Annotated in this window: 27 protein-coding genes; 6 read left to right on the forward strand and 21 right to left on the reverse strand. The window is 52.8% G+C overall.

What is annotated here, in order from left to right:
* Positions 1-194: 194 nt before the first annotated feature.
* Both NSP04_RS11420 and NSP04_RS11425 read right to left on the reverse strand, forming a co-directional pair.
* The gene (locus NSP04_RS11420; protein ID WP_257512480.1) at positions 195-371 is read right to left on the reverse strand and encodes a hypothetical protein; all 177 of its coding nucleotides are present in this window, start codon (positions 369-371) and stop codon (positions 195-197) included.
* A gap of 145 nt (positions 372-516) precedes the next feature.
* Positions 517-1050, reverse strand: a complete 534-nt coding sequence (locus NSP04_RS11425; protein ID WP_257512481.1) for a YgjV family protein — start codon at positions 1048-1050, stop codon at positions 517-519.
* 197 nt (positions 1051-1247) lie between these two features.
* On the opposite strand from NSP04_RS11425, the gene NSP04_RS11430 reads away from it, so the two are divergent.
* The 4 genes from NSP04_RS11430 to NSP04_RS11445 all read left to right on the forward strand — a co-directional run bounded on the left by NSP04_RS11430 (position 1248) and on the right by NSP04_RS11445 (position 6545).
* Positions 1248-4316: an ATP-binding protein gene (locus tag NSP04_RS11430; protein ID WP_257512482.1), complete on the forward strand. Its 3069-nt coding sequence runs from the start codon at positions 1248-1250 to the stop codon at positions 4314-4316.
* A gap of 68 nt (positions 4317-4384) precedes the next feature.
* Entirely contained in the window at positions 4385-5149 is a 765-nt protein-coding gene (locus tag NSP04_RS11435; RefSeq protein WP_257512483.1) for a TerC family protein, read from the forward strand.
* 89 nt (positions 5150-5238) lie between these two features.
* Positions 5239-5823 carry a histidine phosphatase family protein gene (locus NSP04_RS11440; RefSeq protein WP_257512484.1) on the forward strand — a complete coding sequence of 195 codons (585 nt, stop codon included), beginning with the start codon at positions 5239-5241 and terminating at the stop codon, positions 5821-5823.
* A 155-nt stretch (positions 5824-5978) separates the two neighbouring features.
* Positions 5979-6545 (forward strand): fasciclin domain-containing protein, encoded by a 567-nt coding sequence (locus tag NSP04_RS11445; protein WP_257512485.1) that lies wholly within the window; start codon positions 5979-5981, stop codon positions 6543-6545.
* A 63-nt stretch (positions 6546-6608) separates the two neighbouring features.
* On the opposite strand, the gene NSP04_RS11450 is transcribed toward NSP04_RS11445, so the two are convergent.
* Positions 6609-7484 carry a DMT family transporter gene (locus NSP04_RS11450; RefSeq protein WP_257512486.1) on the reverse strand — a complete coding sequence of 292 codons (876 nt, stop codon included), beginning with the start codon at positions 7482-7484 and terminating at the stop codon, positions 6609-6611.
* A gap of 73 nt (positions 7485-7557) precedes the next feature.
* Between NSP04_RS11450 and NSP04_RS11455 the strand changes: the two genes are divergently transcribed.
* Positions 7558-11700, forward strand: coding sequence for an ATP-binding protein (locus NSP04_RS11455; protein ID WP_257512487.1), 4143 nt, complete (start codon positions 7558-7560; stop codon positions 11698-11700).
* Between the two features lie 97 nt (positions 11701-11797).
* Positions 11798-12121 carry a PepSY domain-containing protein gene (locus tag NSP04_RS11460; protein ID WP_257512488.1) on the forward strand — a complete coding sequence of 108 codons (324 nt, stop codon included), beginning with the start codon at positions 11798-11800 and terminating at the stop codon, positions 12119-12121.
* Here the strand turns inward: NSP04_RS11460 and NSP04_RS11465 are convergent.
* The 18 genes from NSP04_RS11465 to NSP04_RS11550 all read right to left on the reverse strand — a co-directional run bounded on the left by NSP04_RS11465 (position 12118) and on the right by NSP04_RS11550 (position 26696).
* Entirely contained in the window at positions 12118-13428 is a 1311-nt protein-coding gene (locus NSP04_RS11465; protein ID WP_257512489.1) for a sensor histidine kinase, read from the reverse strand. The two genes, NSP04_RS11460 and NSP04_RS11465, sit on opposite strands and share 4 nt — an antisense overlap.
* Positions 13425-14093: a response regulator transcription factor gene (locus NSP04_RS11470; RefSeq protein ID WP_257512490.1), complete on the reverse strand. Its 669-nt coding sequence runs from the start codon at positions 14091-14093 to the stop codon at positions 13425-13427. The genes NSP04_RS11465 and NSP04_RS11470 overlap by 4 nt, the downstream gene beginning before the upstream one ends.
* Before the next feature lie 5 nt (positions 14094-14098).
* On the reverse strand, positions 14099-14416 hold the full coding sequence (locus NSP04_RS11475) for a PepSY domain-containing protein (RefSeq protein WP_257512491.1): 318 nt from the start codon (positions 14414-14416) through the stop codon (positions 14099-14101).
* A gap of 37 nt (positions 14417-14453) precedes the next feature.
* A complete protein-coding gene (locus NSP04_RS11480) occupies positions 14454-15302 on the reverse strand; it encodes an EamA family transporter (RefSeq protein WP_257512492.1) in 849 nt (282 codons plus the stop codon).
* The gene (phnP, locus tag NSP04_RS11485; RefSeq protein WP_257512493.1) at positions 15299-16066 is read right to left on the reverse strand and encodes a phosphonate metabolism protein PhnP; all 768 of its coding nucleotides are present in this window, start codon (positions 16064-16066) and stop codon (positions 15299-15301) included. Before phnP ends, NSP04_RS11480 begins: the two co-directional genes overlap by 4 nt.
* The gene (gene phnN / locus NSP04_RS11490; RefSeq protein WP_257512494.1) at positions 16057-16623 is read right to left on the reverse strand and encodes a phosphonate metabolism protein/1,5-bisphosphokinase (PRPP-forming) PhnN; all 567 of its coding nucleotides are present in this window, start codon (positions 16621-16623) and stop codon (positions 16057-16059) included. The genes phnP and phnN overlap by 10 nt, the downstream gene beginning before the upstream one ends.
* Positions 16616-17815: an alpha-D-ribose 1-methylphosphonate 5-triphosphate diphosphatase gene (locus tag NSP04_RS11495; protein ID WP_257512495.1), complete on the reverse strand. Its 1200-nt coding sequence runs from the start codon at positions 17813-17815 to the stop codon at positions 16616-16618. The genes phnN and NSP04_RS11495 overlap by 8 nt, the downstream gene beginning before the upstream one ends.
* Entirely contained in the window at positions 17812-18522 is a 711-nt protein-coding gene (gene phnL, locus NSP04_RS11500; RefSeq protein ID WP_257512496.1) for a phosphonate C-P lyase system protein PhnL, read from the reverse strand. The genes NSP04_RS11495 and phnL overlap by 4 nt, the downstream gene beginning before the upstream one ends.
* 15 nt (positions 18523-18537) lie before the next feature.
* Positions 18538-19380, reverse strand: a complete 843-nt coding sequence (locus tag NSP04_RS11505; protein WP_257512497.1) for an ATP-binding cassette domain-containing protein — start codon at positions 19378-19380, stop codon at positions 18538-18540.
* Positions 19377-20303, reverse strand: coding sequence for an alpha-D-ribose 1-methylphosphonate 5-phosphate C-P-lyase PhnJ (locus NSP04_RS11510; RefSeq protein ID WP_306815341.1), 927 nt, complete (start codon positions 20301-20303; stop codon positions 19377-19379). Before NSP04_RS11510 ends, NSP04_RS11505 begins: the two co-directional genes overlap by 4 nt.
* Complete coding sequence (locus NSP04_RS11515) at positions 20290-21408, reverse strand: carbon-phosphorus lyase complex subunit PhnI (RefSeq protein WP_257512498.1); 1119 nt, start codon at positions 21406-21408, stop codon at positions 20290-20292. Before NSP04_RS11515 ends, NSP04_RS11510 begins: the two co-directional genes overlap by 14 nt.
* Positions 21408-21971, reverse strand: a complete 564-nt coding sequence (gene phnH / locus NSP04_RS11520; protein WP_257512499.1) for a phosphonate C-P lyase system protein PhnH — start codon at positions 21969-21971, stop codon at positions 21408-21410. The genes NSP04_RS11515 and phnH overlap by 1 nt, the downstream gene beginning before the upstream one ends.
* The gene (gene phnG / locus NSP04_RS11525; RefSeq protein ID WP_257512500.1) at positions 21964-22437 is read right to left on the reverse strand and encodes a phosphonate C-P lyase system protein PhnG; all 474 of its coding nucleotides are present in this window, start codon (positions 22435-22437) and stop codon (positions 21964-21966) included. Before phnG ends, phnH begins: the two co-directional genes overlap by 8 nt.
* A gap of 13 nt (positions 22438-22450) precedes the next feature.
* Complete coding sequence (phnE, locus tag NSP04_RS11530) at positions 22451-23476, reverse strand: phosphonate ABC transporter, permease protein PhnE (RefSeq protein ID WP_257512501.1); 1026 nt, start codon at positions 23474-23476, stop codon at positions 22451-22453.
* Positions 23477-23517: 41 nt separating this feature from the next.
* Positions 23518-24321 carry a phosphonate ABC transporter ATP-binding protein gene (gene phnC / locus NSP04_RS11535; RefSeq protein WP_257512502.1) on the reverse strand — a complete coding sequence of 268 codons (804 nt, stop codon included), beginning with the start codon at positions 24319-24321 and terminating at the stop codon, positions 23518-23520.
* Positions 24322-24332: 11 nt separating this feature from the next.
* Positions 24333-25277 (reverse strand): phosphate/phosphite/phosphonate ABC transporter substrate-binding protein, encoded by a 945-nt coding sequence (locus tag NSP04_RS11540; RefSeq protein ID WP_257512503.1) that lies wholly within the window; start codon positions 25275-25277, stop codon positions 24333-24335.
* 20 nt (positions 25278-25297) lie between these two features.
* Positions 25298-26026 (reverse strand): phosphonate metabolism transcriptional regulator PhnF, encoded by a 729-nt coding sequence (phnF, locus tag NSP04_RS11545; protein ID WP_257512504.1) that lies wholly within the window; start codon positions 26024-26026, stop codon positions 25298-25300.
* Between the two features lie 154 nt (positions 26027-26180).
* A complete protein-coding gene (locus tag NSP04_RS11550; protein ID WP_257512505.1) occupies positions 26181-26696 on the reverse strand; it encodes a hypothetical protein in 516 nt (171 codons plus the stop codon).
* Between the last annotated feature and the right edge of the window lie 18 nt (positions 26697-26714).

Below are 26714 nucleotides of genomic sequence, written 5' to 3' on the forward strand. Positions count from 1 at the left end.
GGAGCATGTCTAAGCACTTCACTTGCCTAGACCCCTTGACTTGCTCAGGCGCATGCCCTCATTCCGCCTGAAAGCCTGAAAACTCCCTTTTTGTAATTCACACTGACTCATCGAGATTCGGCAAAACTGATGGCCGAACTCGGTGTCGGCTTGCCGCCGAACGTGGCGTGTGAATTCAAACGGGCAGGCTTTCTTTAAGGCGGGCTGAGGGCAATGCGACCTTCGCCAGCTTCGGCTTCGGCGCAAGTTTGCGTGATCGCGAGGTTTGGGTGCTGCATCACATTGCCGATTTCAAGCGAGGCTTCCCGGCGGGTTCGCAGCGCGGGGCGATTGCGCAGCAATCGATGCAAAGGCGCCATTGCGCTTTGCATACCCCAAGCCAGAATCGTTAAGCCGGAACCAGAAGCCTTGCATAGGCAAGGTGATGCAGCACGGGAACTTCGCGATCACGCCCAGAGCAAATGTCCTGCATAGGCAAGGCGATGCAGCACACGAACCTCAAAACATATCGATCGCTTACGGAACAACCGTCGGCGAAACTCGCAACCGATACAAGCCATACAGGTTCGCCACAGTAATCACGATCATGGTCAGGCAAAGCTCCCAGGAATCGAATAGGTATCCGTGTACCGCCCACAACACATTGGTGGCCAACGTGGCTTTTCGCATGCCCACATTGCCCATCATGAACAGTGCCCAAGTCCCCAACAAAGTGGCGAGCAAAGGCAACAAACTGGCCAGCAAACCCTGCCAGGTGAACACCGCAATCGCGATTGCCAAACTGCCAAAGGCGAAAACTAGAAACAAACGCAGTTGTTTGCTCATGATGTTGGAATAAATGGTGACTGCTTGACGAACCCCGGTCAGCATCATGATCAAAAAGCCGGTGTGCACACCCAGAAGGTAATACTGAAGACCCCAAGCAAACGAGGAGATGGCAAAAAGCAGTTTGGTACCGCGCTCGGAGATAACACAAAACCCAGCGATGCTAAGCCCAAAAGCCAACGCGCCCACGGTACGAATCAGAACATCGGGAGCTTCCAGATTCATTGTTGGGTGCACCATAAATTAACGTGGCTATATGTTACCCGCCAATTGTTAATATTCAACAATGTTGGTAGTTAGATGCTGTTAAAGAGCATTTACATAAACTGGCTTGCTTTTTGACCTTGTTTAACGATTGAGCCTTGTCGCACACTGAGATACAGTGAACCAATTTCCCCCAATTTCTCTGCGAATTCCTTTAAATGTTCAATTTCAATATTCGGTCAAGCTTCACCAGCCGCCTGATCGTGGGCAGTTTGATTGCCCTTCTTCTTTTGTCAATTCCGGTGGTGCTTACCGCTCACTGGATTTTACGTGACAACACCATCAATCAAGCTGGCCTGACCGCGCAGGCACAGACCGAGCAAATTGCCCAGTCGGTGGACAGCCATTTGACCGAACACCTTCGGGACCTGGTTTATACCAGCAGGATTGAGCAGTCTTTCGGCGACTATTCAACTGAACAGCAAACGAAATTGCTGCAGATCATGCGCGAACACACACCCGGCTATTTGTGGATTGGTGTGGCCGCAGTAGATGGCACCGTGTTGGCTGCACTCGATGACCTGTTGGTGGGCAAAAGCGTGGCCGCGAGGCCCTGGTTCAAGCAGGGTTTGATCGCACCTGCAATTATGGATGTTCACGAAGCCGCGCTTCTTGCGGCTTTGCTGCCTTCCCGGGCCGAGGAAAAATATCAGTTCATCGATTTCACGACGCCGCTTAGAAACCAACAAGAGGAAGTGATCGGTGTTATTGGTATTCACCTGGACTGGAAATATTTCATTTCCCAGATTGAGCAAGATGTTTTCAACAGGATCAATCCATCTGCCCCCACTGTGATTCTGACCAAAGACGGCGCCTTGCGCATGGGCAACCGCCTTGATCGCGCGGACTTTCAGGACAGCACGGCATGGACCGCCATGGAAGGCTTTCAAAAGGCAGTGGCGGGTCAAAGCAATTGGTCGATTGAAACCCTGAGCGATGGGGAAGACTACTTGATCGCTTTTGCGCCCAACAACAGTGCGGACACGGCAAGCCTGGGCTGGATTTCAGCCACGGTGACGCCGCTGGATGCGGTGTCGTCCCCCATTTCCCAGGCGCTTCTCGGTGCGATTTTTGCCTTGATTATTGGCACTGCAGCCACCTTGCTGTTGGTTTTGGCTTTGGGTAGAAGCTTGTCTGCAAAAGCAAGCGCTTACCTGAATCAAGTCCGCAAGAACGACCCGGAAGCACTTGAGCGAACGATGCGGGAATTGCCCACCGAGCTGCAACCGATTTCCCGAGATATTCTAGACCTGACCAGGGGTCTGACTGAGAAAAGCCTTTCGCTGGAAAAAGCGCTGAGGTCGGCCAAAGAAAGCTACTGGGTGGTTGAGGCATTGATTGTGCAAGCGCCAATTCCAATTGCCATGTTTGACCAGGACATGAATTACGTTGCTGCGTCTTCCCGGTGGGTTCAAACATTCACCCAAGCGAAGGGCAGCCTGGTGGGCAAAAATCATTATGAGGTGGTGCCCAACTTGAACGAACGCTGGCGCCAAGCTCACCGCGCGGGACTGGCTGGTGAAAGCGTTTCCGCCACATCCGACCCCTGGGTTAACGCCGATGGCAGCACCATCTGGCTGGACTGGGCGATTGAGCCCTGGCTGCGTCCGGATGGCAATCGGGGCGGCATTATCTTGATGTGCAAGGATGTGACTGAAGAACGCCTGATGCGCGACAGCCTTGCCGAAAGCGAAGAGCGCTTTAAATTGGCCATGGAGGGTTCGCACGATGGGTTGTGGGACTGGCATGTCGGCACTGACAAGGTGTATTTCTCGCCCAGTTGGAAAAGACTGTTGGGCTATGAAGACCATGAGTTGACCAATGACTTCGGCACTTGGGAACGTTTGACAGCGCCAGACGACCTGGAACTGGCGAAAAAAGCACTTCACGACGCCCTGAACAACCCTGAAAAGGACTCCTATGAAGCGGAGTTCCGCATGGCGCACAGGCGTGGGCATTGGGTTCATATTCTTGCCAAAGCATTGATTGTGCGGGATGAAGAGGACAGACCGACCCGGGTGGTCGGCACTCACCTGGACCGCACCGTACAACTTGAACTTGAAAGCAGGTTGCGGGAAACCGCGATTGCTGCAAAAGCAGAAAAAGACTCCAACGCCGAGAAAAGTCGCTTTTTGGCCACGATGAGCCATGAAATTCGCACGCCTCTAAATGGAATCATGGGTTTTGCGCGATTGCTGGAAATGGACCTTCCGGATGGGGAAATGAAGGAGCAAGCGGGGCACTTGGTGCAATCGTCTGAAACTTTGTCTGCGATCCTGAATGACATTTTGGACTTTTCCAAACTAGAGTCGGGCATGGTCAAAATAATTGACTCGCCATTTTTGATGGACCAGTTGCTCAAGGGAAGTTCTGAATTACCACGCCTGACTTGTGAATCCAAAGGGGTCAAATTCGAACTTCACAACAACCTGGGTGAGCAACAGATTTATTCCGGCGATATGGGCAGGCTCCGCCAGATTTTACAAAATCTGCTATCTAATGCGATCAAGTTCACTTCTCACGGCAAAGTAAGCCTAAAAGTCAGCAGCACGCCTGTTAATGCGGACCAAGACATGCTTACTTTTGAGGTAAGTGACACTGGACTTGGCATTCCGAAAGACAAACAACACCAGCTGTTCAAACCATTTTCCCAAGTGCACACCGACCGCGAAAACCGATATGGTGGCACCGGGCTTGGCCTGTCGATTGTGAAAAGCCTGATCACGGCCATGGGCGGTGAAATTCAACTGGACTCCGAACCTGGCAAAGGCACCCAGGTGGTGTTTTCAGTCACACTGAAACGCGAACAGGTGCTTACGAGTCTTAGTGCAGAGCGTATTTTGCCAACCCGATCACTTCATGTGCTGGTGGCAGACGACACGCCGTTGAACATCAAATTGATCGAGACTTTCCTGAAAAAGGACGGGCACACAGTCAGCGTGGCCAAAAATGGTGCTGAAGCGCTAAAGATTGCCTTGTCTGAGCCCGTCGATTTCATTCTATTGGACATCGACATGCCCAAGTTGAATGGATACGAGGTGGCCGAGCAGATTCGAGCCACAGACGGCCCGAATCAGGCACGAGAAATTGCCGCACTGACGGGTTATGCCTTTGACAGCGACATTCAAAAAGCGGAAGAGGCTGGCTTCAATTACCACTTTGCAAAACCGATTCAATTTAATTTGTTGCTAAATCGATTGGCATTGAGCAGTCAGAATACGAAATGATCACCCACATCGCGAAATGTGGTGCAAAATAGCGGGCTGTTGATTTTGATTCGAAAGTGGAGATTCACATGGAATTACTGATGGATCCAAACGTCTGGATCGCCTTTGCGATTTTGACGGCCTTGGAAATTGTTTTGGGCATTGACAACATTGTGTTCATTACAGTGTTGGTGTCCAAATTGCCTGCCGACATTCGCGACAAGGTTCGTCAGTTTGGCCTGATGTTCGCCATGGCCACACGCGTGGGTTTGCTGTTCTCGCTGTCATGGATTATCGGTTTGACTGAACCCATGTTCGAAGTTGCGGGTAATCCAATTACGGGCAGGGACCTTGTTCTCTTCTTTGGTGGCTTGTTCCTGCTGTGGAAGGCATCCAAGGAAATTTACCTGGAAGTGGAAGCACCCCATCAGGTTACGGAAGAACTGGAAGCCGGCGCCGCCATCCAGAAGACTGGTGCCAAGCTGTTCTGGTACTCAATTGTCCAGATCGGTATTTTGGACATCGTGTTCAGCTTGGACTCGGTAATTACTGCGGTGGGCATGGCCGACGACATTGAAGTAATGATCGCCGCCGTGATGGTTGCTGTGGGTGTGATGATGGTTTTCGCCAAGTCAATTGGCGAATTCGTTGAGGCGCACACTTCAGTGAAAGTACTGGCACTGGCGTTTTTGATGATGGTGGGCATGCTGTTGGTGGCTGAGAGTTTTGGGCAGTCTGTCCCCAAGGCTTACCTGTACAGCGCCATGGGCTTCTCGCTGCTGGTTGAGTTGCTGAACCTGCGCTCCAAGGCCAAGCGCCAACGACTTGAGGCTTTGGCAAAAGCAAAAGCCTGATTACTGCTGAAGTGAAATGACAAAAAAGCCAGTGTAAACTGGCTTTTTTGTTTTCCGGATCCGGAAAAACGCATCAACAAGGTGAATTCATGTTGTACCGAATTGCTTCCATCGCTGCCCTTTCAATGCTTGCCGTGCTTCCCGCGATTTCTGCTGCGCAAACTGGCTCGGACCCATGGGAAATCTGGAAACAGCCGGGGGTACACGCCATCATGCGACACGCCACGGCACCAGGCTATGGTGACCCCGATGGCTTTACCTTGGGCCAATGCAGTACCCAGCGAGACCTGAATAAGACAGGCCGTGAAGAAGCTCGGAGTTTGGGGAACGCCATTCGCAGCAAAGGTATAAAACTGACTGCCGTTTATTCCAGCCAGTGGTGCCGGTGCTTGCACACGGCCAAAGAATTAAACCTGGGCAAAGCTCAAGAGTTGCCGGCATTGAATTCATTTTTTCAAGGTCGCGGCAGCAGCGCCGAACAAACTGCAGCTTTAAAGGAACATCTGGCCACCTTGAATCCCGACGACAAGGTGCTTTATGTCAGCCACCAGGTGAACACCACCGCATTGACCGGGATATATCCAAATTCCGGGGAGGTGGTGCTGTTCAAATTTTCCCCAAAAGGCCAGGTGACCGTGCTTGGGCGGGTACAGGCCGAGAAGACTTCAAAATAAGCCCGGCGAGGCGCCAGCGGGCGTCTTAACAAAACTTAACTGCCAATACTTGAACTTACCGCCCTCAATGGCCTCGAACTAACAACGATTCCGGTTTGTACACCGAAGCGTGTGGAAAATCTTGTAGTTTGAAATTCCAATTGGAGGTAATAATCATGTTGAAGTCAAAATTCACAAAATCTGTGCTGTTGAGTGGTGTGGCTCTTTCTGCCGCGGCCTTTACCCTGCCAGCACAGGCCGATGTCATGGTGGGCGGAGCAGCAATGTATGCCAACAAAGACATTGTTGACAATGCTGTGAATTCGAAAGACCACACCACCCTGGTGGCAGCAGTGAAAGCTGCTGGCTTGGTTGATACACTGAAAAGCAAGGGTCCATTTACAGTGTTCGCGCCCACCAACGACGCGTTTGCCAAGTTGCCCACGGGAACAGTGGACACACTATTGAAGCCTGAAAACAAAGCAGCCTTGCAAGGCGTGCTCACCTACCACGTGGTACCGGGCAAGATTTCAGCCGCTGACCTAAGCAATCTGATTGTGCAGGCCGGTGGCATGGTGAAAGTGAAAACCGCCGCTGGCGGATCGCTTGGTGCAATGCTAAACGGTGACAAAGTGTTGCTAATGGACGAAAAAGGCGGCACTGCCGAGGTCACGATTGCCAACGTTTACCAGTCCAACGGAGTGATTCACGTGGTCGACAGCGTTTTGCTCCCGAATTCGTAAGCAATCGCTAGTCATCTCCATCACTGATTGCTGTTTTGGCGAACCTGACTGGTTCGCCTTTTTTTATTTGGCCCGGGTAACCAGCACAATGCCCAGCACCACCGGCACAATGCCGATAAAGTCGATCCAGTTCAACGGCTCGTTTAACAACCAGGCGCCAGCCAGTAACCCCAGGGGCGGTGTCAGGAAAAACCACACACTGGCCGCGCTGGCGCTGCCGCGTTCAAGCAAGTTGAACCACAGCTGATACCCCGTGATTGACACCACAACCACCAGCCAGGCAAACGCTGCTGCAAAGCTGGGTGTGAAGTTCACCATCGACAAATCTTCTGCCCACAAAGCAACAGGTAACAGCAGCAAGCCACTGAGCATGATCTGAAACCCTGTGCCGGTCACTATGTCGGTGCGAACCGGCCATTTTTTGTACAGCACCGTGCCAAAAGCCAAGGTGAACAGAGCAGCCAGCACCAAGATAAAACCTTCAAGCGTGTCGGTGGTGCTGCCGATTCGATTGCGCACAATGAAAGCCACCCCCAGAAAACCCAAGGCAAGGCCGATTACCTTCTGGCGGGTCAACGGTTCGCGCAACAAAAATGAGGACAACAGAGCCACCACGATTGGGTTGGCGCTGATCAAGATTGTGGACAGGCCTGAAGAAAGACTGCCCATGCCAGTCCAGCTTAAGCCCAGGTAAAGCGCATGGTTCAACAGGCCAAGGGCACTTAAAATACCCAGCTCAGCGAGGCTAAGCATTCGAAGGGTGCCGCGCCAGTGGGCCCAAGCCAGCATCAACAGGCCCGCCACCAAAAACCGAAAAGCCAAAAACAGCAAAGGTGGGCTGTCCAGAAGGCCAATTTTTGCCGCGGGAAATGCGCTGGTCCAGATCAGCACGAATGGCAGTGCCAATGAAGCGTTTCTCAAAAGAGGGGATTGATTCATTTAGGAAAATCCAGTAATTGTGAGACATTGTAATCAGCGAATTCTTGCAACAAGCCGACGACCGGAGTTTTAGATGCTCGAGCAGTTCCGAATAATCGTCGTGGATGATGAGAAGCCCCAACTTGAGGCCCTGTGTTCCTTACTTCAGGATGCGGGCTATTTTGTTGCGGGCTTTAGCGACCCCCAAACCGCTTTGAGGGCGCTGCAAACACAAAGTTTTGATGTGCTGCTAACCGACCTGCGCCTGCCGACGATGGATGGGATTGCACTGGTTCAGCAAGCACACCAGCTTGCCCCTGACTTAAGCGCGGTGCTGATGACTGGGCACGGAAGCCTGAAAACTGCTGTAGACGCAATGAAGCTGGGCGTACTCGATTACGTCTTGAAACCGTTCAAGGTGAGCGAATTGATGCCTGTGCTCCACAGGGCCATTGAGGTTCGCAAACTCAAACAACAGAACACCCGCTTAATACAGGATATTTCGGCCAGCAACACCCGCCTGGTGGAAATGAACCAGGAATTGGACCACTTCGCCGGGCGTGTTGCGCATGACTTGAACTCTTTGTGCCACATCATTCAAGGGTTTGCAGGCAGCTTGACACGCCGTGCCCACAGCAAACTGGACGATCAAGAGCAACGTTACCTGCTGCGAATCAACGAAGCCAGTGCGCGTGGTGGGCAGTTGGTGTCGGATCTGCTGGCTTTCGCACGGCTGGGCACGGGCGAATTGAAATTTGACCAAGTGGCCTTGGACGAAGTGGTGGAAAAAGCCCGTTCACAAGTTGAGTCGGCTGAAGCTGTTCACCAAGTGGAATGGACGATTGCGAAGCTGCCAGACATTGAGGGGGATGAATCGTTGCTGGAACAGGTTTTCGTGAATCTGTTTTCGAATGCCCTGAAGTTTAGCCAGGCGAAAGAACCACCTTGTGTTGCCGTGGAAGCGAATGTCGACGATGATCACATCGAGATTCGAGTCATAGACAACGGTGCAGGCTTTGACCCTGAACACGCAGATGAGATGTTCAAACCCTTTCAACGCCTGCACAATGCACATGATTTCGAGGGACATGGCATGGGCCTGGCCAATGTCTTCCGCATCGTCGAACGGCACGGTGGGCAAATCAAGGCCACTTCAACACCAGGACAAGGCGCCACATTTTCAATCACCCTGCCCCTGCGGCAAAACCCGCAAGTGCCATTCGTTGCGACCACACACAACGCCCTCAAACGACACACGGCAGAGGACCAGCTTCAGCGCAACGAGGCTTTGCAACGAATTGGGGGGCGACTGGCCAAGCTGGGTGCCTGGGCCATCGAACTGGGCACTGAACCACAGCTGTACTGGTCAGAGGAAATTTTCCGCATACTCGACATTCCAAGCGGGCAACTGCCGTCGTCTTACAAAGACGCTTTGCAGCACTACCATGGCAAATGGCAGGGCATTGTGCGGGCGGCACTGTTTAGGTGTTCAACTGAAGGGGTTCCATTTGAAATGGAGCCTGAAATGAGAACCGTGACAGGCCGACGAATCTGGGCACGTGTTGTGGGTGAAGCGGTACGTGACAGCAACGGTGCGATTACCCGAGTGCAAGGCGCATTTCAGGACATTACAGAATCAAAGCAGGCGGCGCTCACCTTGATGCACATGAACCGCCTGCTGGAAGCGCAGCACCGCGTGAATGAAATTACCACCACTTTGGACAAACCAGAGCGATTGCTACAGGAAGTGTGCAATGTGTTTTGTTCGTTGGGCGGGCTTCCCTTGGCTTGGGTCTGTGAATTCGGGCACGATTTAAGCGACCTGAAAGTGACTGCGGCTGACGGCTCACAACAAGAGTTTGTGAACCGAATCATGTCGTCCACAACATTGCCGAATGACCACAATTTGGCCGACCGGCTGCGCGCCGGGAAAATGCATGTTTGCCAGAATGTGGCGGAAGAACCTCAAGCCAAAATGTGGCATCAGCAAGCCATTGCAGAAGGCTTGGAATCGTTCGTAATTCTGCCTGTTCATGCGCAAGGAAAACTTCACGCCAGCCTGGTTTTGTTTGGCGCGGGCGTTCATTTTTTTACAAACGAAGTGAAGCAACTGCTAAGAACAGTCGGAAAAAATTTGTCGCTGGCACTTGAAAACCTGATGTTCGCTGAAGAGCGGGCACGCAGCGCAGAACGCCTGAACCTGCTCGAAACCTGTGTGGACCGACTCAATGACATTGTGTTGATCACCGAAGCCGAACCCATCGGCGACGATGGCCCAAAAATTCTTTATGTGAACGAAGCCTTTGTGCGCCGCACCGGATACACGCGAGAAGAAGCGATTGGAAAAACGCCACGCATTCTGCAAGGCGAACTGACTCAACGGGATGCCTTGGCCCGAATTCGGGCGGCCTTGGTGGAATGGCGCCCCGTGCGGGAAGAATTAATCAATTACACCAAATCTGGAGAAATGTTCTGGCTGGAACTTGAGATCGTTCCCGTGGCTGACGAAACTGGCTGGTACACCCACTGGGTTGCGATTGAACGGGACATTACAGAGCGAAAACAGGCTGAAGCGGCACTCAAAGAAGGATCCGAACGATTCCGCCTGCTGGCCAGCGCCGCCAAAGACTGCATCTGGGACTGGAACCTGGTCAGCGATGAAATATGGTGGAACGAAGGTTTTGAAAAATTGTTCGGCTTTGACCGCAGCAAGGTTGAACCCAGCAATGACTCCTGGATTAACCGCATTCACCCGGAAGACAGGGACCGCGCGGTCAAGAGTATTTTTTCTGCCATCAATTCAGACGCAGAAAGTTGGCAAGATGAATACCGGTTTGCTCATGTGGAAGGTCACTGGCTTGATGTGATGGACCGTGGCTACGTGATTCGCAATGAACACGGCAAAGGCATTCGAATGATTGGCGGCATGACGGACATGACCCACATTCGGCAAGCGGAACGGCGCAGCAACGCGCAATTGACCCGCATGAACCTGCTCAATGAAATTACGCGCGCGATTGGCAATCGCCACGACTTGGACAGCATTTACCAAGTGGTCACCAACAGCATTGAAAATGAATTGCCAGCCGATTTTTGCCTGACTGCGTCGTATTCGGAAACAGACGGCACCATCACTTTCAGGTCACTGGGCAACCTAACCGGACGTGCCGCCAACAAGGTCGGCTTTTACCTGAATGAGTCCATTCCAGCCAAAGGCGCACACCTGGACCGTGCGCTGCGCGGTGAATTTGTTTATCAACCCAACCTGGCTGGCAGTCGGTGCGCAACGGCCGAAAAAATGCATGCAGTGGCCAGCTTAAACAGCATGGTAATTGCACCCTTAATGAAGGGCAATAAAGTACTGGGTACAATTACCACCGCCCGCAAGGGGCTGGATGCATTTTCAAGCGATGAACTGGAGTTTTTAAGACAACTGGCCGAGCATGTGGCCCTGGCATTGGCTCAAACAGAATTGCTGCAAGAGCTTCAAGAGGCCTACCAGAATTTGAAGCGGACGCAACAGCTTGTGCTTCAGCAAGAACGTCTGCGAGCTTTGGCTGAGATGGCGGGGGGCATTGCGCACGACATCAACAACGCCATTTCTCCAGTGGCTTTGTATACCGACGCATTGCTCGGCTCGGAAACCAATCTAAGCGACCGCGGGCGCAAGCAACTAAAAACCATTCAACTGGCCATTGATGATGTTGCAAGAACCATAGAACGAATGGGTCAATTTGCCCGGGGACAAGAAGAGGGTACTGCGCTGACTCGTGTGAATCTGGTTGAAATTTGCGAGCAGTCCATGGAACTTACCCAGGCCCGCTGGCAAGACATTCCACAGCGCAACGGCATCAACATTGAATTCAAAATTCAGCACGGGAGCAATGTACCGATGGTGGATGCATCAGAACCTGAATTGCGTGAAGCATTGACCAATTTGATTCTGAATGCAGTAGATGCAATGCCAACCGGGGGAATTTTGACCTTGTCGACCCGGCTGGAAAAACGCGCGGACCAGGAACAGGTCGTAATAGAAGTGCACGACACGGGCGTGGGCATGGATGAAGAAACCCGCAAACGTTGCCTGGAACCGTTTTATACCACCAAGGGCGAGCGGGGCACAGGCCTTGGGCTGGCCATGGTGTATGGCATTGTGAAACGCATGCGTGGACACATTGAAATAGAAAGTGAAGAAGAAAAGGGTTGTGCGGTGCAAATATTGCTGCCCACCACTTAACAACAGATTGCCACACACAAGTTAATTCCATTTTCAGCTTCAATTCATCTTGTTTTCCTAAACTGGCTACACATTGAACCCACTCAGGAGAAATAACATGATGCGAAGACCTACCCCCACACTCGCCGCACTGACTTTGGCTTTGTTGCTTGGATTGCCCGCATACGCGCTGGCGGATGACGATGGAAGACGCAGCGCGGAAATTATTAAGACTTTTGACCTGATCAGCGCTGATCAGGCCCGAGCAATTGCGTTGAAAGAAGCGCCAGGCGTTGTGACGGAATTGGAGCTGGATGACCGCGATTACGCCAAAGGCTGGAAATGGGAAGTTGAAGTTGTGGATGCTGACGGACGTGAAGTTGAAGTCGATCTGGATGCAAAAACTGGCAAGGTATTAAAAATCGACAAAGACTGGTTCTAGGTCAGTGTCCCGGGCTTGAAGGTGATAGTCGCGACGAGCCCGGGGTTGTTGTTCTTGAATTCAAGCACAGCGTTGTAACTGCCTGCAATGTCTTGCGCAATGGCCAGGCCCAACCCGCTCCCAGGGGTATTTTCATCTGCGCGAAAACCCCGCTGGGCCAAAGTTGGCAAAGAGTCTTCGGGACAACCGGGGCCGTCATCTGCAACAATCAGGGTGCTGCCACTGAGCGAAATATGAACCTGGAGGGCTGCCCATTTTGATGCATTGTCAATCAAGTTTCCAAACAATTCGAACAGGTCCTCGCGGTCGCCGAGCATGCGTGCGGACGTTGGCACATTCACAACAAATCGCAGATTCTTCTCTCTGTAAATTGCTTTGCAACTATTCACCAAGGCTTGAATTATTTCAGCCAAATCCACGCGTTGTCCCGGGCGCAAATCGCCCACCACACGCACTCGAGCGGTTTCGCGATCGATCAGTCGTGCAATTTCGAGGGTCATGGCATCGACTTCGGTTGAAAAACCAGAGCGATCATTGTCCCCGCTCAGTTGTGTGAGCCGGGCGAGACGAGTTTTCAAGGCATGCGCCAAATTACCCATGCTTTCACGCGAGCGTTTTAGACGTTGATCAATGGCTGTCAACAAACGATTCAACTCATCCACCAAAGGTTTTATTTCATCCGGGCCGTGGAATTGAAGCTGCGTAATTTCACCCTGTCGCAGGCGGGCCATCGCAATTTGTACCGCCTTCAAAGGCTTTAAAGTACTTACAACAATCCACCTTTGAATCAGCACCAAGGCCAGCAAAAACAATCCGGAAAAGCCCGCGTTTGCCCACTGGTAATTCATCAGGTTGTTCTGAAGTGGGGTGATGTCTCTGGCAATCGCAATGGTGAATTGTTGGTTGTCTTTCTGATAGTTTCGGGTGTAAACCAGCAATTGCTGACCATCTGGACCAGCTTGTCGTGAGGTGGATGCTGGCGCACCTCTAGGCTGGGGCATTGCAAATGTTGCGTCCCACAACGAGCGGGAATACTGAGTGTCCGCAGCAAATTTCAATGCATGGTAGTGCCCCGAGTAAGGTTGTTGGTAAGCGGGTACCAAACGACTTGAACTTAAGCTTAGCTTTCCTGCAGCATCAAACTCAACTCCGGCAAGCAGCACTTCACTGTCTTGCTGCAGTTGATCAAGCAACTGGTTCTCAAGCAGTCTTTCAATGGCTTTGGATGAAAACCACCATTGCGCAAACAAAAGTACCAGAAGACTGAGAATCAGCCCCGAGGACAAACGTTTTTGAAGTGAGTTCATTCAGAGGGCTCGCTGAATACGTAGCCTTGACCCTTGCGGGTTTGTATCCAGTGCGGACCGATTTTTTTTCGCAGCCGATTGACATACACTTCCATTACATTGCTGTCTTTGTCAGCGTCGTATTCATACACATGTTCAGTCAATCGCGTTTTGCTCAAAGGTTGGCCTGGGTGCATCATGAAATAGCGAAGCAGTCGAAATTCGGTGGCCGTCAGTTGTTGAGGTTCTTCATTGCCGACTTTCACGGTTTGTAGTGTTTCGTCGAGCAACAATCCTTTGGCCTTCAATGACTCCGGTGCTGTGCCCACGGCCCGCTTCAGCACGGCACTGATTCGGGCCAGTAATTCCTCGATTTGAAATGGTTTTGACACATAATCATCTGCCCCAGCATTGAAACCATCCACTTTTTCTTGCCAGGTACCACGCGCCGTCAGCACGATCACAGGCAACTTCAAGCCTTGCGCTCGCCAACTTTTTAATACCTCCAATCCTGGTTTTCCAGGCAAACCCAGATCAAGCACAGCCAAATCGTATGGTTCGATGCGGCCTTGTGCCTCGGCCTCAATGCCATCTTGTATCCAATCTGCAGCATAACCAGACTTGCCAAGTTGTTTGTGCAGCTGCCCGCCAATCAACACATCGTCCTCAACCAGCAACAATCGCATGACTTTTAATCGTCCTGTTCCAGTTCAAGCAAACGACCTGTGCGCGCATCAAATTCCATTTCCCACACCCGCCCATTGGCATCCAGCAATTCTATTTCATAAATGTATCGACCATCATCGTCGTCAAGCTCAGCATCCAGAATGCGGCCTCGCTTGACGGCACGCGCTCGGTCAAAAATTTGCTCTAGTGAAAGGATTTCGCCACTGCGCTGCAGTTGGCGGATGCGTTGATGGTCATCATCGGCATACACAGTGGAGACCATGGCTGTAATGCCGATGGCAAATAGTGTGACAATGATCAAAGTGCTGGAATTGGCTTTCATGATGCTACCAATTTACCTGATTTACCTGAATTGAAGCTTAAAAGCGCAACACAACCAAACCACTCACGATGGTGGCCGAAGCTGCCAAGCGCATTTTCCAGTGTGCGTTTTCCTTGAACAGGAAAATGGAGGCCAGCGTGGCCAACACAATGCCTGCATTGGTAAAAGCCACCACCACGGCGGCGGGCATGCTGCGCATTGCGGCAATCACGAGCACATAAGCCAAGCCCACGCACAAACCACCCACAGCGATAACCCACAACGGCGGGCGCTGTGCGGGTACCCAACGGCCACTGCTAAATTTCATTTCGAAAGTAAGCACCAGCCATGCTGCGAAATAGCCAATTGAAACGAAGCCCAACAGTCCACTGAAACTTTCAATGTGGGCTGTAGCGGCTTTGTCGCTCAGCGAATACACGCTGGTGCACAGCATGGCCAGAAACGCCCAAGGCAAGGCGGCTTTGTTGGCACTGCCACGCCCCGTGTCGGCCAGCAAAGCCAGCCCAAGTACACTGATACCGATGCCAAGCCATGCGGCAAGGCTGAGGTGTTGGTCGAACAACCAAAGACCCCACAGGGCGATTAGCAAGGGCGAACTGCGCACCAGTGGATACACCAAGGCAACAGGTGCGTGGTCATAGGCCTTTTTCAAACCCAGAAAGTACAAGGCATTTGCAGTGGCGGAAATGGCAGCCACCGCCATGAATTCAGATGTGAATTCAGTGTGCTGAAATAGATGGTACAAACCCCAGGGCGCAAGCAGAACCAGGTGCCCAATCAACACCCACCACAGCACATAGCGTGCTTTGGGCTGTTGGCGCGCCATGAGATTCCACACCACATGCATGCACACTGACAAGACGATGAACAACGCAGCTTGGGTCATTGCAAATCAATAATGGCGTTGTCACAGGCCACATTCACACCAGCAGGCAGCACCGGGTTGGTGTCGATTTGCCAAGTGTCGCTGCGATGGCCAATGTGGGTTAGCCAAGCGCGGGTGGGTTTGATTTGTTCAATCAATTCCAACGCCTGGTTCCAGTGGTTGTGATTGCCGGGTGCGTGGTCGGCATTGCTTGGCGGCGGGGCTGTTGCATCAATGGCCATACCATGCAGTGCATTTTGCTGCAGCATGGCCAGCGTTTCGGGCGGCAGGCCCGCTGTGTCGGTGAGGTAAGCAAAACGCACGCCTTGCTGGTTTTCAATCAGATATCCAAAGGTGACTTTGGAATGAATCAGCGGCAGCGGCGTGAAAGTAAGCGAACCGATTTGAAAGGGCTCGAACTTGGCCTGGGGCCTGAATTCAAGAATACCCGGGTGCTTGAACAAGTCGGCACAGCCTTCGGAATCGGGCGGGCAATACACGGGCACGTGGCCTGAAACACCCCAACGCAAATGAAACAAACCCTGCACATGGTCGGGGTGAAAATGAGTGAGAACAATCGCGCTGTAGCTGCCCATGGGGAAACGTTCATGCAGGTTCATCAAACCTGCGTCCAACACCACGCGGGTGTCGCCATCTTCAATGTAGGCAGAACAAGGTCTGCGAACAAACACAGGGTTGGCAAGCGCTCTTTCACACGCAAGGCAGTTGCAACCATAGCGGGGCACTCCACCTGCTGCGCCCGTTCCCAAATAAGTTACTCGCACAATGTCACCTTGCTGTGTTGTTCAATCAAATCCACCAGCGCGGCACCTGCGTGTTCAAGCGCGCCATTGTTGTGGATCACAATGCCTTTCGGATGACTAAGTTGCAGAATCCGGTTTCGATTCATTCGCGTGTCAATTTCGGCTTCGCTTTCGCGAGCACGGTCCATTAACCGTTGTTTCAAAATATCCGGTGTCACCTCAATCGTGATTGCAAGCAGTTCAGGATAATTTTTCATGGCTTGCAGCAGGTACTCGCGCGATCCGTTCACTACAACAGTAATGCCTTTGCTTAGCCATTGGTTGACCTCGGTGCCAATGCCATACCCGTTGCCGTGGCTTTGCCAGTGCATGGCAAACAAGCCTGCCTGCACGCGTGCCTTGAATTCAGCTTCGGTCAAAGCGATGTGATTTTCACCCCCCGCATGGGCAGGCCTTGTGATGTAACGGTGCGCGAACTGCACCATGGGCTGGCCCGCCAACTGAGTGCGGGCATAGGCCATCACAGAATCTTTTCCGCTGCCGCTGGGGCCAACCACGTAAACAAGGCGGTTAGACAAGCGAATGCTCCGAATGATGTTGCGCAGCAGTACTGTGGTTCAAGTTGGCAAATTGCGCACTGAATACCGGTTTGCCCGCCACCCACACACGTTCCACTTGGGGCAAGTTGTCGGGGTGGGCCACTGCGATTAAATCAGCACGCTTGCCCACGGCAATTTGGCCACGGTCGTTCAAGCCCGCAGCGCGTGCCGGGTTCAAGGTAACCAGCGCCACAGCGTCGCTGATTGAAATACCTCCCAGTGCCGGCAAAGCCAGTGCAGCGGGTAGCAAGGCGGCGGGGGAATAATCGCCACACAGGCAGTCGGCCACACCATTGATCACAGCATCAAGCGCGCGCATGGAACCCGATTGCGATTTGCCGCGCAAAATATTCGGTGCGCCGAACAAGGTGGCCAGGCCTTTGGCCTTGGCGGCCTGCGCGGTTTCAAGGTTGATCGGGAATTCGGAGATAACTGCACCGAGGCTGTGAACAATGTCCACTTTTTCGGGGCTGTCGTCGTCGTGGCTGGCAATGGAAACACCATGCGCTTTTGCAACAGCGGCCAGTGCTTCCATGCGGGCAGTGGCACCCTGCGCAGCCTGCATTTTCTGGGCAAGAATAGCGTCGAATTCTTCATCGCTTTTCTTGTAGGTTTTGCCCAGATAATTTCGATACGCTTCAACGCTTTTGAACTGGCCCTGGCCCGGTGTGTGGTCCATGAATGAAATCAAATGTGCATCGCCATGCACCAGCAAGTCGGTAAGTACATTCACCGCGGTTTCATCGGTGACCTCGTAACGGGCGTGTACGCGGTTGTCGACCAATGCATATTGTTGCCAGGCATGCACGGCGCGCGCCAATTCTGCAGCGAAGGTGTTGTTGCGCACACCCAGCTCATGGTTGGCAAAAGAAAGCGAATGGTAAATGGTGGTAACACCCGCTGCTGCATTGCGTTTGTCGGCTTGTGCACAGGCAAAGTTCACGGGAAAGTGCACACCGGGGCGCGGCTCCACTTCTTTTTCCAGTGCATCACAATGCAAGTCGACCAAGCCGGGCATCAGCAAGGCACCTTTCAAATCAATTACCGTTGCGCCGGTGGTGTTCACCGGGTCGATTGATGTGATCACACCGTTTTCAATCAGCACTGCGGTGTTGTTAAATACACCGTGGGGCAACACCACGCGGGCGTTGGTCAATAGTTGCTTGGTCATGCGTGTAACTCCAATGTGTTGCGTGCCATGGCCAGTTCAACCACGTTGTCGGCCAAGCGATCAACAAGTTCCGGGTGGTGAAAAATAGCCAACATGGCCACGCCGTCTTGTTTAATGTGGTTCAGTAAATCAACCACGCGGTCGGTGGTGTCGGGGTCTAGGCTGGCAGTGGGTTCGTCCAGCAACAACAAACGTGGCTTGGCAATCAAGCCCCGAGCCAAGTTCACGCGCTGCTTTTCACCGCCAGAAAATGTGGCAGGTGGCACATTCCACAAACGTTCAGGCACATTCAAGGTGTTGAGTAGTTCGCGTGCTTTTTCGCGCGCAGTATTTGCACTTTCACCCTGGCGCAGCATTGGTGCCGCCACAATATCGATGGCGGCCTTGCGGGGCAGGCAGTGCAAGAATTGGGTTACAAAGCCAATGTCGCGTTCGCGAAGCTGCAGCATTTCGCTTTCACTGGCCGTGCACAAATCAATGGTGCTGCCATCTTCTTGCGTGAACAGAATGCTGCCACTGCTGGGCAAATAGGTTCGGTAAACGCACTTCAATACCGACGATTTTCCCGCGCCTGTGGGGCCCACCAGTGCGGTCAGCTCGCCCGTGGTTGCAGTTAAATTCACATGGCTGCACGATGGTATTTGCACGCCCTGTTCATGCAGGGTGAAGTGCTTGCCCAGGCTGTTGATTTCAAGAATTGGGTTCATGTTCTCTGCAAGCCTTTACAAGGCAGAAGCCACCAGCCGCTGCGTGTATGCATGCTGGGGGTCTTCAAGAATTTGATCGGTCAGTCCGGTTTCAATCACGCGGCCATACTTCATCACTATGGCGCGGCTGGTCAATAGGCGAATCACGCCCAGGTCGTGTGTTACCACCACCATGGCGGTTTTCAACTCTTGCTGAATTTCAAGAATCAAATCCAGAATACGGGCCTGAACAGACAGGTCCAGGCCGGTGGTGACTTCATCCAGAAACAGCAAAGGGGGTTGAGTGGCCAAAGCCTTCGCAATTTGTACGCGCTGTTGCATGCCACCTGAAAACTTCTTGGGCGAATCATCAATTCGATCAGCGAGCACCTCGGTGCGTGCCAACAAATCAAGCGCGCGTTCACGAATGGCTTTGTAATTTACCAAATCGCTCATCAACAAACGTTCGGCAATATTGCCACCCGCAGACACATTGAAATTCAGCCCCAGATGCGGGTTTTGATACACCATGCCAAAGCGGTGGTTGCGCAGCCAACGGCGTTGCGCGGCGTTCAGTTCAAACAGGTTCCAGGCAAAGTTGTCTTCGTCGGGGCTCTCGAGAAACTGTGCCGATCCGCGGGTGGGCTCTTCATCAAAAAACAGGGTTTTCACCACGGTTGATTTTCCACTGCCCGATTCACCCATGATGCCCAGAATTTCCCCGGGGTGAAGATCGAAACTGACATCATGCGCAGCCACCACCGAACCACACCAACTGCAAATATTGGTTTCATGCTCGGGGCCTGTGGTCTCGATGCATTTGGAGCAGCCACGGCCATGAATTTTGCTCAAGCCCTGCACGCGAAGAATGGGTTTCATGCGTTGGCTCCTTCAGGGTGCTGCACTTTCAAGGCCAACTGGTCGTTGCAGTAATCGCTGTCTGAACACTGAAATTGCCGCTGGCCCTGCTCGCTGATGACTTCATCAAGAAAGCTGTTGGTGCAACCGCAGCGCATGCAGGCGTGGCGCTTGCCTTTTGAATCCACAAAGTTTTCAATGCGGAAAGGCATGTCTTCAAACGCCAGCGGCACTGCGCTTGTGTAGGGCGGCACGGCATAAATTTTCTTTTCCCGGCCAGCACCCAGCAAAATCAGATTGGGCGAATGGTGCAAACGGGGCACGTCATAACGCGGAATCGGGCTGGGGTCGATTACATAATGTCCATTGATTTTGGTGGGGTAGCGATGCGAAATGGTAATTTCATTGAACTGAACAATGTCTTCATACAGCTTGGTCAGCAAGCGTGAATAATCGCCTTCGCCATGCATGGTTTTGCGTTTTTCCTCGGATGCTTCAACCACCACCAGCGGGTCGGGGTAGGGCACTTGCAGCACCAGCACCTGGTCTTCGCGCAACAGCACTTCGGGTATGCGGTGGCGCGATTGAATAATGGTGGCTTGCACGGTGCGCTCGGTGGTGGACACACCGGGACAAGTCAATTCCACAAAGTGGCGCAGGTTGACCGCATTCACGGAATCGTCGGCACCCTGATCAATTACCTTCAGTGTGTCGCTTTGCCCGATCAAGGACAGCGTAAGCTGCAAACCACCCGTACCAAAACCACGGCCCATTGGCATTTCACGGCTGGCATAGGGTGTTTGATAACCGGGTATGGCAATCGCTTTCAGAATGGTACGGCGCACTTCGCGCTTGGCGTATTCATCCAGAAAACCAAAATTGTAGGCAGCCCCATCAAGCATGTCGCTGTCTGCCTCTTGGATGGGCAGTTCATAGTGGCGCATCGTGCAGGTCTCCTCTTGTTTTCATTTGTGTGGCGCGAAGGCGGTCCATGTCGCTTTGGAAGGTGACGTAGTGCGGCATTTTGTAGTGGTTGGCAAACCCCATGGAGTCAACACCGTCAATGTGCAGCAGCACAAATTCCGGGTCTTCGGACGGGTTGGCAGGGCCATCGCGCATGCCTTTCTGCAAGGCACGATCCAGAATGGCCATTGAAATGGCTTTGGTTTCGTTGTGGCCCAAACACGCGCCATAACCCAATGTGAAAGTGGGTATTTCTCCGGGCTCGGCCCCTTCGTACATGGCCACCACTTCGCATTCGGTCACCAACACTTCGCCGGCCTCGGTGGGCTCGCCAGTCACCGGATGCGGCAACATGATGGGCAGGTAACCCACACGCAATTCAGCGACAGTGGGGTGTACATCGCCATAGCCACGCATATTGGAATACGCCATGGCCAGCAGTGAACCTGTTTCTGCACGCGCCATGGTGGCCAGCGATGCGGAACGGGTCACAGGAAACACCAGCGGTTCACGGGTAATATCAAAGGCTTGCGCGGGGTTGTTCTTTGTTTCAGGAATTAGCCCCTCGGCACGCAGGGAATCAAGTACCTTGGGAAAGGTGTCGGGCAGGTTTGCAGCCGCAGCGTGTTCTTTCAAAAACCGACGCGCCATGTTTTGAAACACCTCAGGTTGTTCATCGACCAAATCCAGGCGCATCAGGCGCAAGGCGTAATCGGTGGTGGGGCCCAACATTTGCCCGCCGGGAATGTCTTTGAAAGCGCTTGAAATTCTGCGAATCAAGCGCATGTCGCCTGTGCTTTGCACCGGGGTTTCCAGCACGCGCGGCTTTGTGGAACGGTAAGCCCGCAAGGCAAAACCGGCTTCCAGCGTGTCGCCCTGCATCTGCTTGATGGCCAAAGCCGCAAGGCGTGGGTGGTACAAGCCTCCTTCCGACACAATGCGGCTGGTCAATAGGCGCAACTGGTTTTCAATGGCGTTCAAACTAATCGGCGTGCCTTGCTCTCCTTCTGCGGTGCGCAATGCTTCAAACGCCAGTTCGGCGCCTTCAATGGCTTTTGCACCACCTTTAATGGCCACATAACCCATTAGAATTCTCCTTTAACTTGGGTGCTGCGGGGCAAAGCCACCACCTGGTTTTCGCTCACTAGAATGAAATCAACACCGGTTGGAAATGCTGCATTCCAGAAGGCACGGCGTTGCAACCATGCCGTATTCAATCCGGCCACGTGCAATGTGTTTTCTTTTTCAATGCCGGGGCCTGTCAGTGTGAGTTCGCTTGATTCGTTCGTGGCACTAAAACCCTGCACCTGCACAATCAGGGTTGCGCCGTGTTCGGGCTCTTCCAGCGTGCCCAGCAGGGGTTGAAATACGGGTGGGTTTTCACCTTTGCACACAATGAATTGCGCACATTCAGGTGTTTCCATGCGCGCCTCAAGCCGCATGCGCACATCGCCATTCAACAAATTGTCGGGGTCGGCCAAAGCCACTTCGCCGTCAATCAGCGTGGCCAACACCTGCTCAAGGGCGGTGCTGTTCCCATGCAGGTTTTGAATGCGGCCTGGGTAGGCAAATGCATTCATCAGTGCTCTGAAATTCAATTGTTGAACTTGCGGGGTGTAAGTGCTTAAGTAGTTGGATTGATCAAGCATCGTCATCCTCGTCCATCGTGCCCAACAATGAAAAATCCACCTTGGTGGCGCTTAAGTTGGCGCGGCGCAAAGCGGTGTCGGCCTGTACCTGTGCAGCCGCTGTATGCAGGCTGTGTTCGACCAATTCCCAACCCGGTAACTTTGCCGACAACACCCCGTCCAGAATGGCCATGGCGCGCGTTAAACCCACGCGGTCGTCCATACACACTGCGCCACCTTCAACCGATTTGCCGGTGGGGCTTTGTATTCGCACATGGGCTTTGATGACCGGAATTTCACCCAGAAAATAGGCGTCGCCCAAGGCGCTGTCGCGAAGTTGCAGCAAACCCAAACCCGCTTTGGGAATGTGAAGGTCGGTGATCTCGCAGCCCACAGTGACTTGCCTGGCCAAGGCCTTGATGTGCGAAGGTTCGCTGGCTTGCCACATGCGCAACCACTGGCTGCGAGGTATGTTGTTCACGCTCATGTTCAGATCACCCTTAAATCAGCTTGGCGCGAATGCGTGCCGACAATTGGTCGAGTACAAACACGAAGATGAAAATTGCAATCAGAATGGTCATGACGTGGCCATATTGAAAAAGATCAAATCGACCTTTCAGTTCTTGACCAATGCCACCCGCACCCACCAAACCAATAACAGTGGCCATGCGCAAATTGCGATCCAGAATGTAGGCGGTGTAGGCGATGTACTGCGGAAACACCTGCGGAATAACGCCATACCACAAGGTTTTCAGCTTGCCGGAACCAATCGCTTCCAACGCTTCTTGCGGTTTCTTGTCTGCGTTTTCAATGTCTTCAGCGTAGAACTTGCCCAGAAAACCGGCTGCATGAAAGCCCAACGCCAACACACCAGCTATTGGGCCAAAGCCATAGGCCAACACCAAAAACAGCGCCACAATCAGTTCGGGCATTGAACGCAGCAAACTGATGAGACCCCGCGTTGCGGTGTAAGTGAACTTATTGGGGCTGTAATTCACCGCAGCAAAATAAGCCAGCGGAATAGACAACACCACTGAAATTATGGTGCCCCAGAACGCAATTTCCAGTGTTTGAATCATTTTTACAAACACGTCCCACACATAACCCAAGGGGCGCACCAGCACCTCGCGGGTTTCTGTCACGCTTTCCATTTCCAGCGTGTCGGTGTTCATGCGTTGCGTCGTGATTTCCTGCGTTTCAATGTAAGCAAAGCCGGGTAAATTCTCTCGATCCAGATCAGGCAAGCGGTTGGTTTCTTCCTGCGTGGCCACAATGGGCGGCCACATCACGTCGCCCACGCGGGAAAAGCCGCGCACCACTTGGGAATCGTCGTTAAAGCCCATCAGGTTGCCGACAGCCTGGCTGGTCATGTTGACCATTTTGTCCATCTCGGTGCGGTGGCCCGTCACCAGCAACAAAGCAAACACTGCAATCAAAATCAACAGGTGTTTGGCGCTGTAGGGGGCTTCCAGTTTCCAGCGCAGTTCCGTGCCGGGTGGCGGCATGGGAATGGGTTTGCTACTCATGGTGTAGTTGTCCGTATGCAGTGATGGTGTGGGTGCTGTTATTAAGCTGTGGCAAGGCGCAAGCCCGGTACAGCCAACTCAAATTCTTCTTCCTCGGCAGGCGTGTCCTCCCAACGCGCACCGTGGTACAGGTCATTCACTTTTTCATCGGTGAACTCAGCAGGCGTGCCATCAAACACCACCTTGCCGTTGCGCATGCCTACAATGCGGTCGCCAAACTCGCGGGCCAAATCCACTTGGTGCAAACTGCAAATTACGGTGGCATTGCGCTCGCGGGCTGCATCGCGAATCAAGCCCAAAATGTCGGATGAAATTTTGGGGTCCAGACTGGCCACCGGTTCATCGGCCAGCACCACTTCGGGGTCGAGCATGAAAGCGCGGGCGATGCCCACACGCTGTTGTTGGCCGCCAGACAAATCACCGGCACGGCGGGTTAAGTGCTCAGGCTTCAAACCCACCTGTTCAACCAAGGCACAGGCCTTGTCTCGCTGCTCGGGTTCAAACCAACCCGACAAGGCGCGGGCCATGCTGACCTTGGGCAACATGCCCGCCAACACATTCGATGCAACGCTTAAGCGCGGCGACAAATTAAAGTGCTGGTGAATCATAGCCACGCGTTGGCGCAGCAATTTTTCAGTGCTTGAGTTCAACACCTCGCCATCAATTTTTACGAAGCCTTGCGTGGGTTTTACCAAGCCGTTGACTGCGCGCAGCAAAGTAGATTTGCCCGCACCCGAGGGGCCAAGAATGACGCAAAACTGACCTCTCGGAACTTTCAGTGAAACTTGGCTTAGCGCTTGCGTGCCATCGGCCCACTGCTTGGAAATGGTGTTGAACTCAATCACGGTGTTACTCCTTATCGCTTGCTGGCTTTGGCCATCAGGTCTTGTTTCACGTTGTCGGTCACCAGATCAAACAACTTGCCAGCGTTGGCCATGTCTTCTTCACTCACCTTCGATGTGTAGGCATCAACCCGTCCACCGCCGTAACCTCGAATCTGGTCTTTGGTAATGCCGGGCATGGTGTGCACAGTGTCGAAAGCTGTGCGCAACTTGGCTTTGACATCGGCATTCACTTTGGGGTGAATGGCCAGCGGTGGGTATGGAATCGGAGTACTTTTGGCCACCACCTTGAACTTGTTGGGGTCGATGGCCTTGGCATTCACTGCTTTTTCGAATGAATCAAACGACGCGCCACCCACATCGGAAAGGCCTTCGTTCAGCGCGTTCAACACGTTGGCGTGGCTGCCAGCCATGTTCACAGCACTGGCGTCAGCCCATGGCTTCACGCCGTTTTGCATCATCATGGCCACTGGAATGTTGAAGCTGGATGTGCTGTTCACATCACCTAAAGCAATGCGCTTGCCCTTGATGTCGGCAAAGCTGTTCACGTTCGCATCTTTGCGGGCAAAAATTCCGCTGTAGTAAACCGAGCCACCACCGCGCACAGCCAGTGCCAGAAGTTCAGCACAGCCACGCGCCTTGGCTTGCAGGTAAGTGGCTGGGCCGTAAAACGCAATGTCGGCGGCGCCGCTGCACATGGCTTCCACTGCGGCGGAATAACTTTGCCCCACTTTGATGTCGAAGTTCACGCCAGTGGCTTGCGTAATGGCGTTGAATACCGGCTGGAAGTCTTTTTTGGTGCCGTCTTCCGTTCCACCGTCTGCGGGAATCAACACCACGCGCAGGGGCTTGTTGGCTGAACCATCATTTTGAACTTGGGCCAAAGCCAGGCTGGGTGTGAATACCGCTGCAACAGCCAGCGCAGAAAGGGTTTTCAGGGTGTTGCGTTTGGAAATCATGAAAATTCTCCGAATGGTAATTAAGGATTAATACGCAATTGAATTCGGTCGGCGCGGAAACGTGTGATGGCGTATTCCACGGGCTCGCCGGTTTTGCTGCACAGGTTCAAACTTTTTACACGCAGTACCGGGCGGTTTTGCGGCATGCTCAGCAAGCGCGCATCTTCGCCTTGTGGCAGCACTGAAGTGACCAAACTTTCTGTACGGCGCGGTGTGCAGCCGTATTCTTTTTTTAGCAAGGCATGCAGCGATCCGCCTTCGTACAAGTTCTCAAGATTTCGGAATTTAACGGCGGGCAGGAAATGTGAAATGACGCACAAGGGGCGCCCTTCGCCAGTGCGCACCGATTCAATCCAAACCACTGGGTCGGCGACCGCAATCTTCAAGCGCTCGGCCACGCGGTGAATGGCGGGAATAACCTGCCGTTTGTGAACGATGTCTTCGGCCTGCATGCCATGGGCTGCCAGGTTTTCTGTGAAGCGCGTACCTTGGCCAATTTGATAGTCCAGGTAGGTGTCGAGCACAAACACGCCTTTGCCGTGTCGGCGTTCAAGCAGACCAGAATCGACCAATTCATCAATGGCTCGGCGCAGGGTGTGGCGGTTCACACCATAGTTTTTTGCAAGCTCGCCTTCGGCAGGCAAACCATCACCGGGTTGGTAGTTGCGAAGTACCTCTTGTTCCAGTTGACGTGCAATCTGGAAGTAAAGGGCTTCACCGGTGTCTCGAGCAAGGGCGTACAGGGTCATGGCAGTGATCTAGACATGTAGACAATGCACGAAGTGTACGAATGCGCTGTGACGCTTTTATGAAGCTGGCTGTAACAAAGCCTGCTGAAGCTGTGGTACCCACTCAAGACCCAATATCAGTGGGCCTTGGCAGGAGATATGAATTAAATAAGAATCAAGATTTGTTGGGGGAGCTGCTTGTTTCGACCAAACGGGGCTGCTCATCTCGCGGCCATTCAAAGCTGTAAAAACCTTCTTTTCCGTTGATTGTGTAATCAAATTGACCGCTAATCGAGCTGTTGTTCATTTCAAGATTGAATGCACACTGATTCGGCGCCTCACAACCATGTTGATCGATCAAAGCGCTGACTTCTGGGTCAATCAAGGGGGCGGTGTGCAAACCCTGTGGGGTCATGAAATACACACCGGCGTCGCTGCCACAATGCTTTTCAATCAGGGTAAGGCCAACGCCCTCGAAACGAAACTCACATTCATTCTTCGAAGCATAAGACAACAGTTGTTGAGAAGCGGCGTTGTCTTGGCAAGACGACACGCCAAACATGGTCAGCCCGATCACCAACATCAAAGTGAAAACAACAAACAGAAACTTGCCAACCTTGCCCACAAAAGAGCCTTGGTTGCGATGCGAATCGAACGACAGGGAGCGCGACCTGCTGCGTTGGTTAAACATGGCGGGTAACCTTTTTTA

Source organism: Limnobacter parvus (genome assembly GCF_024623725.1).
GTDB lineage: Bacteria > Pseudomonadota > Gammaproteobacteria > Burkholderiales > Burkholderiaceae_B > Limnobacter > Limnobacter parvus.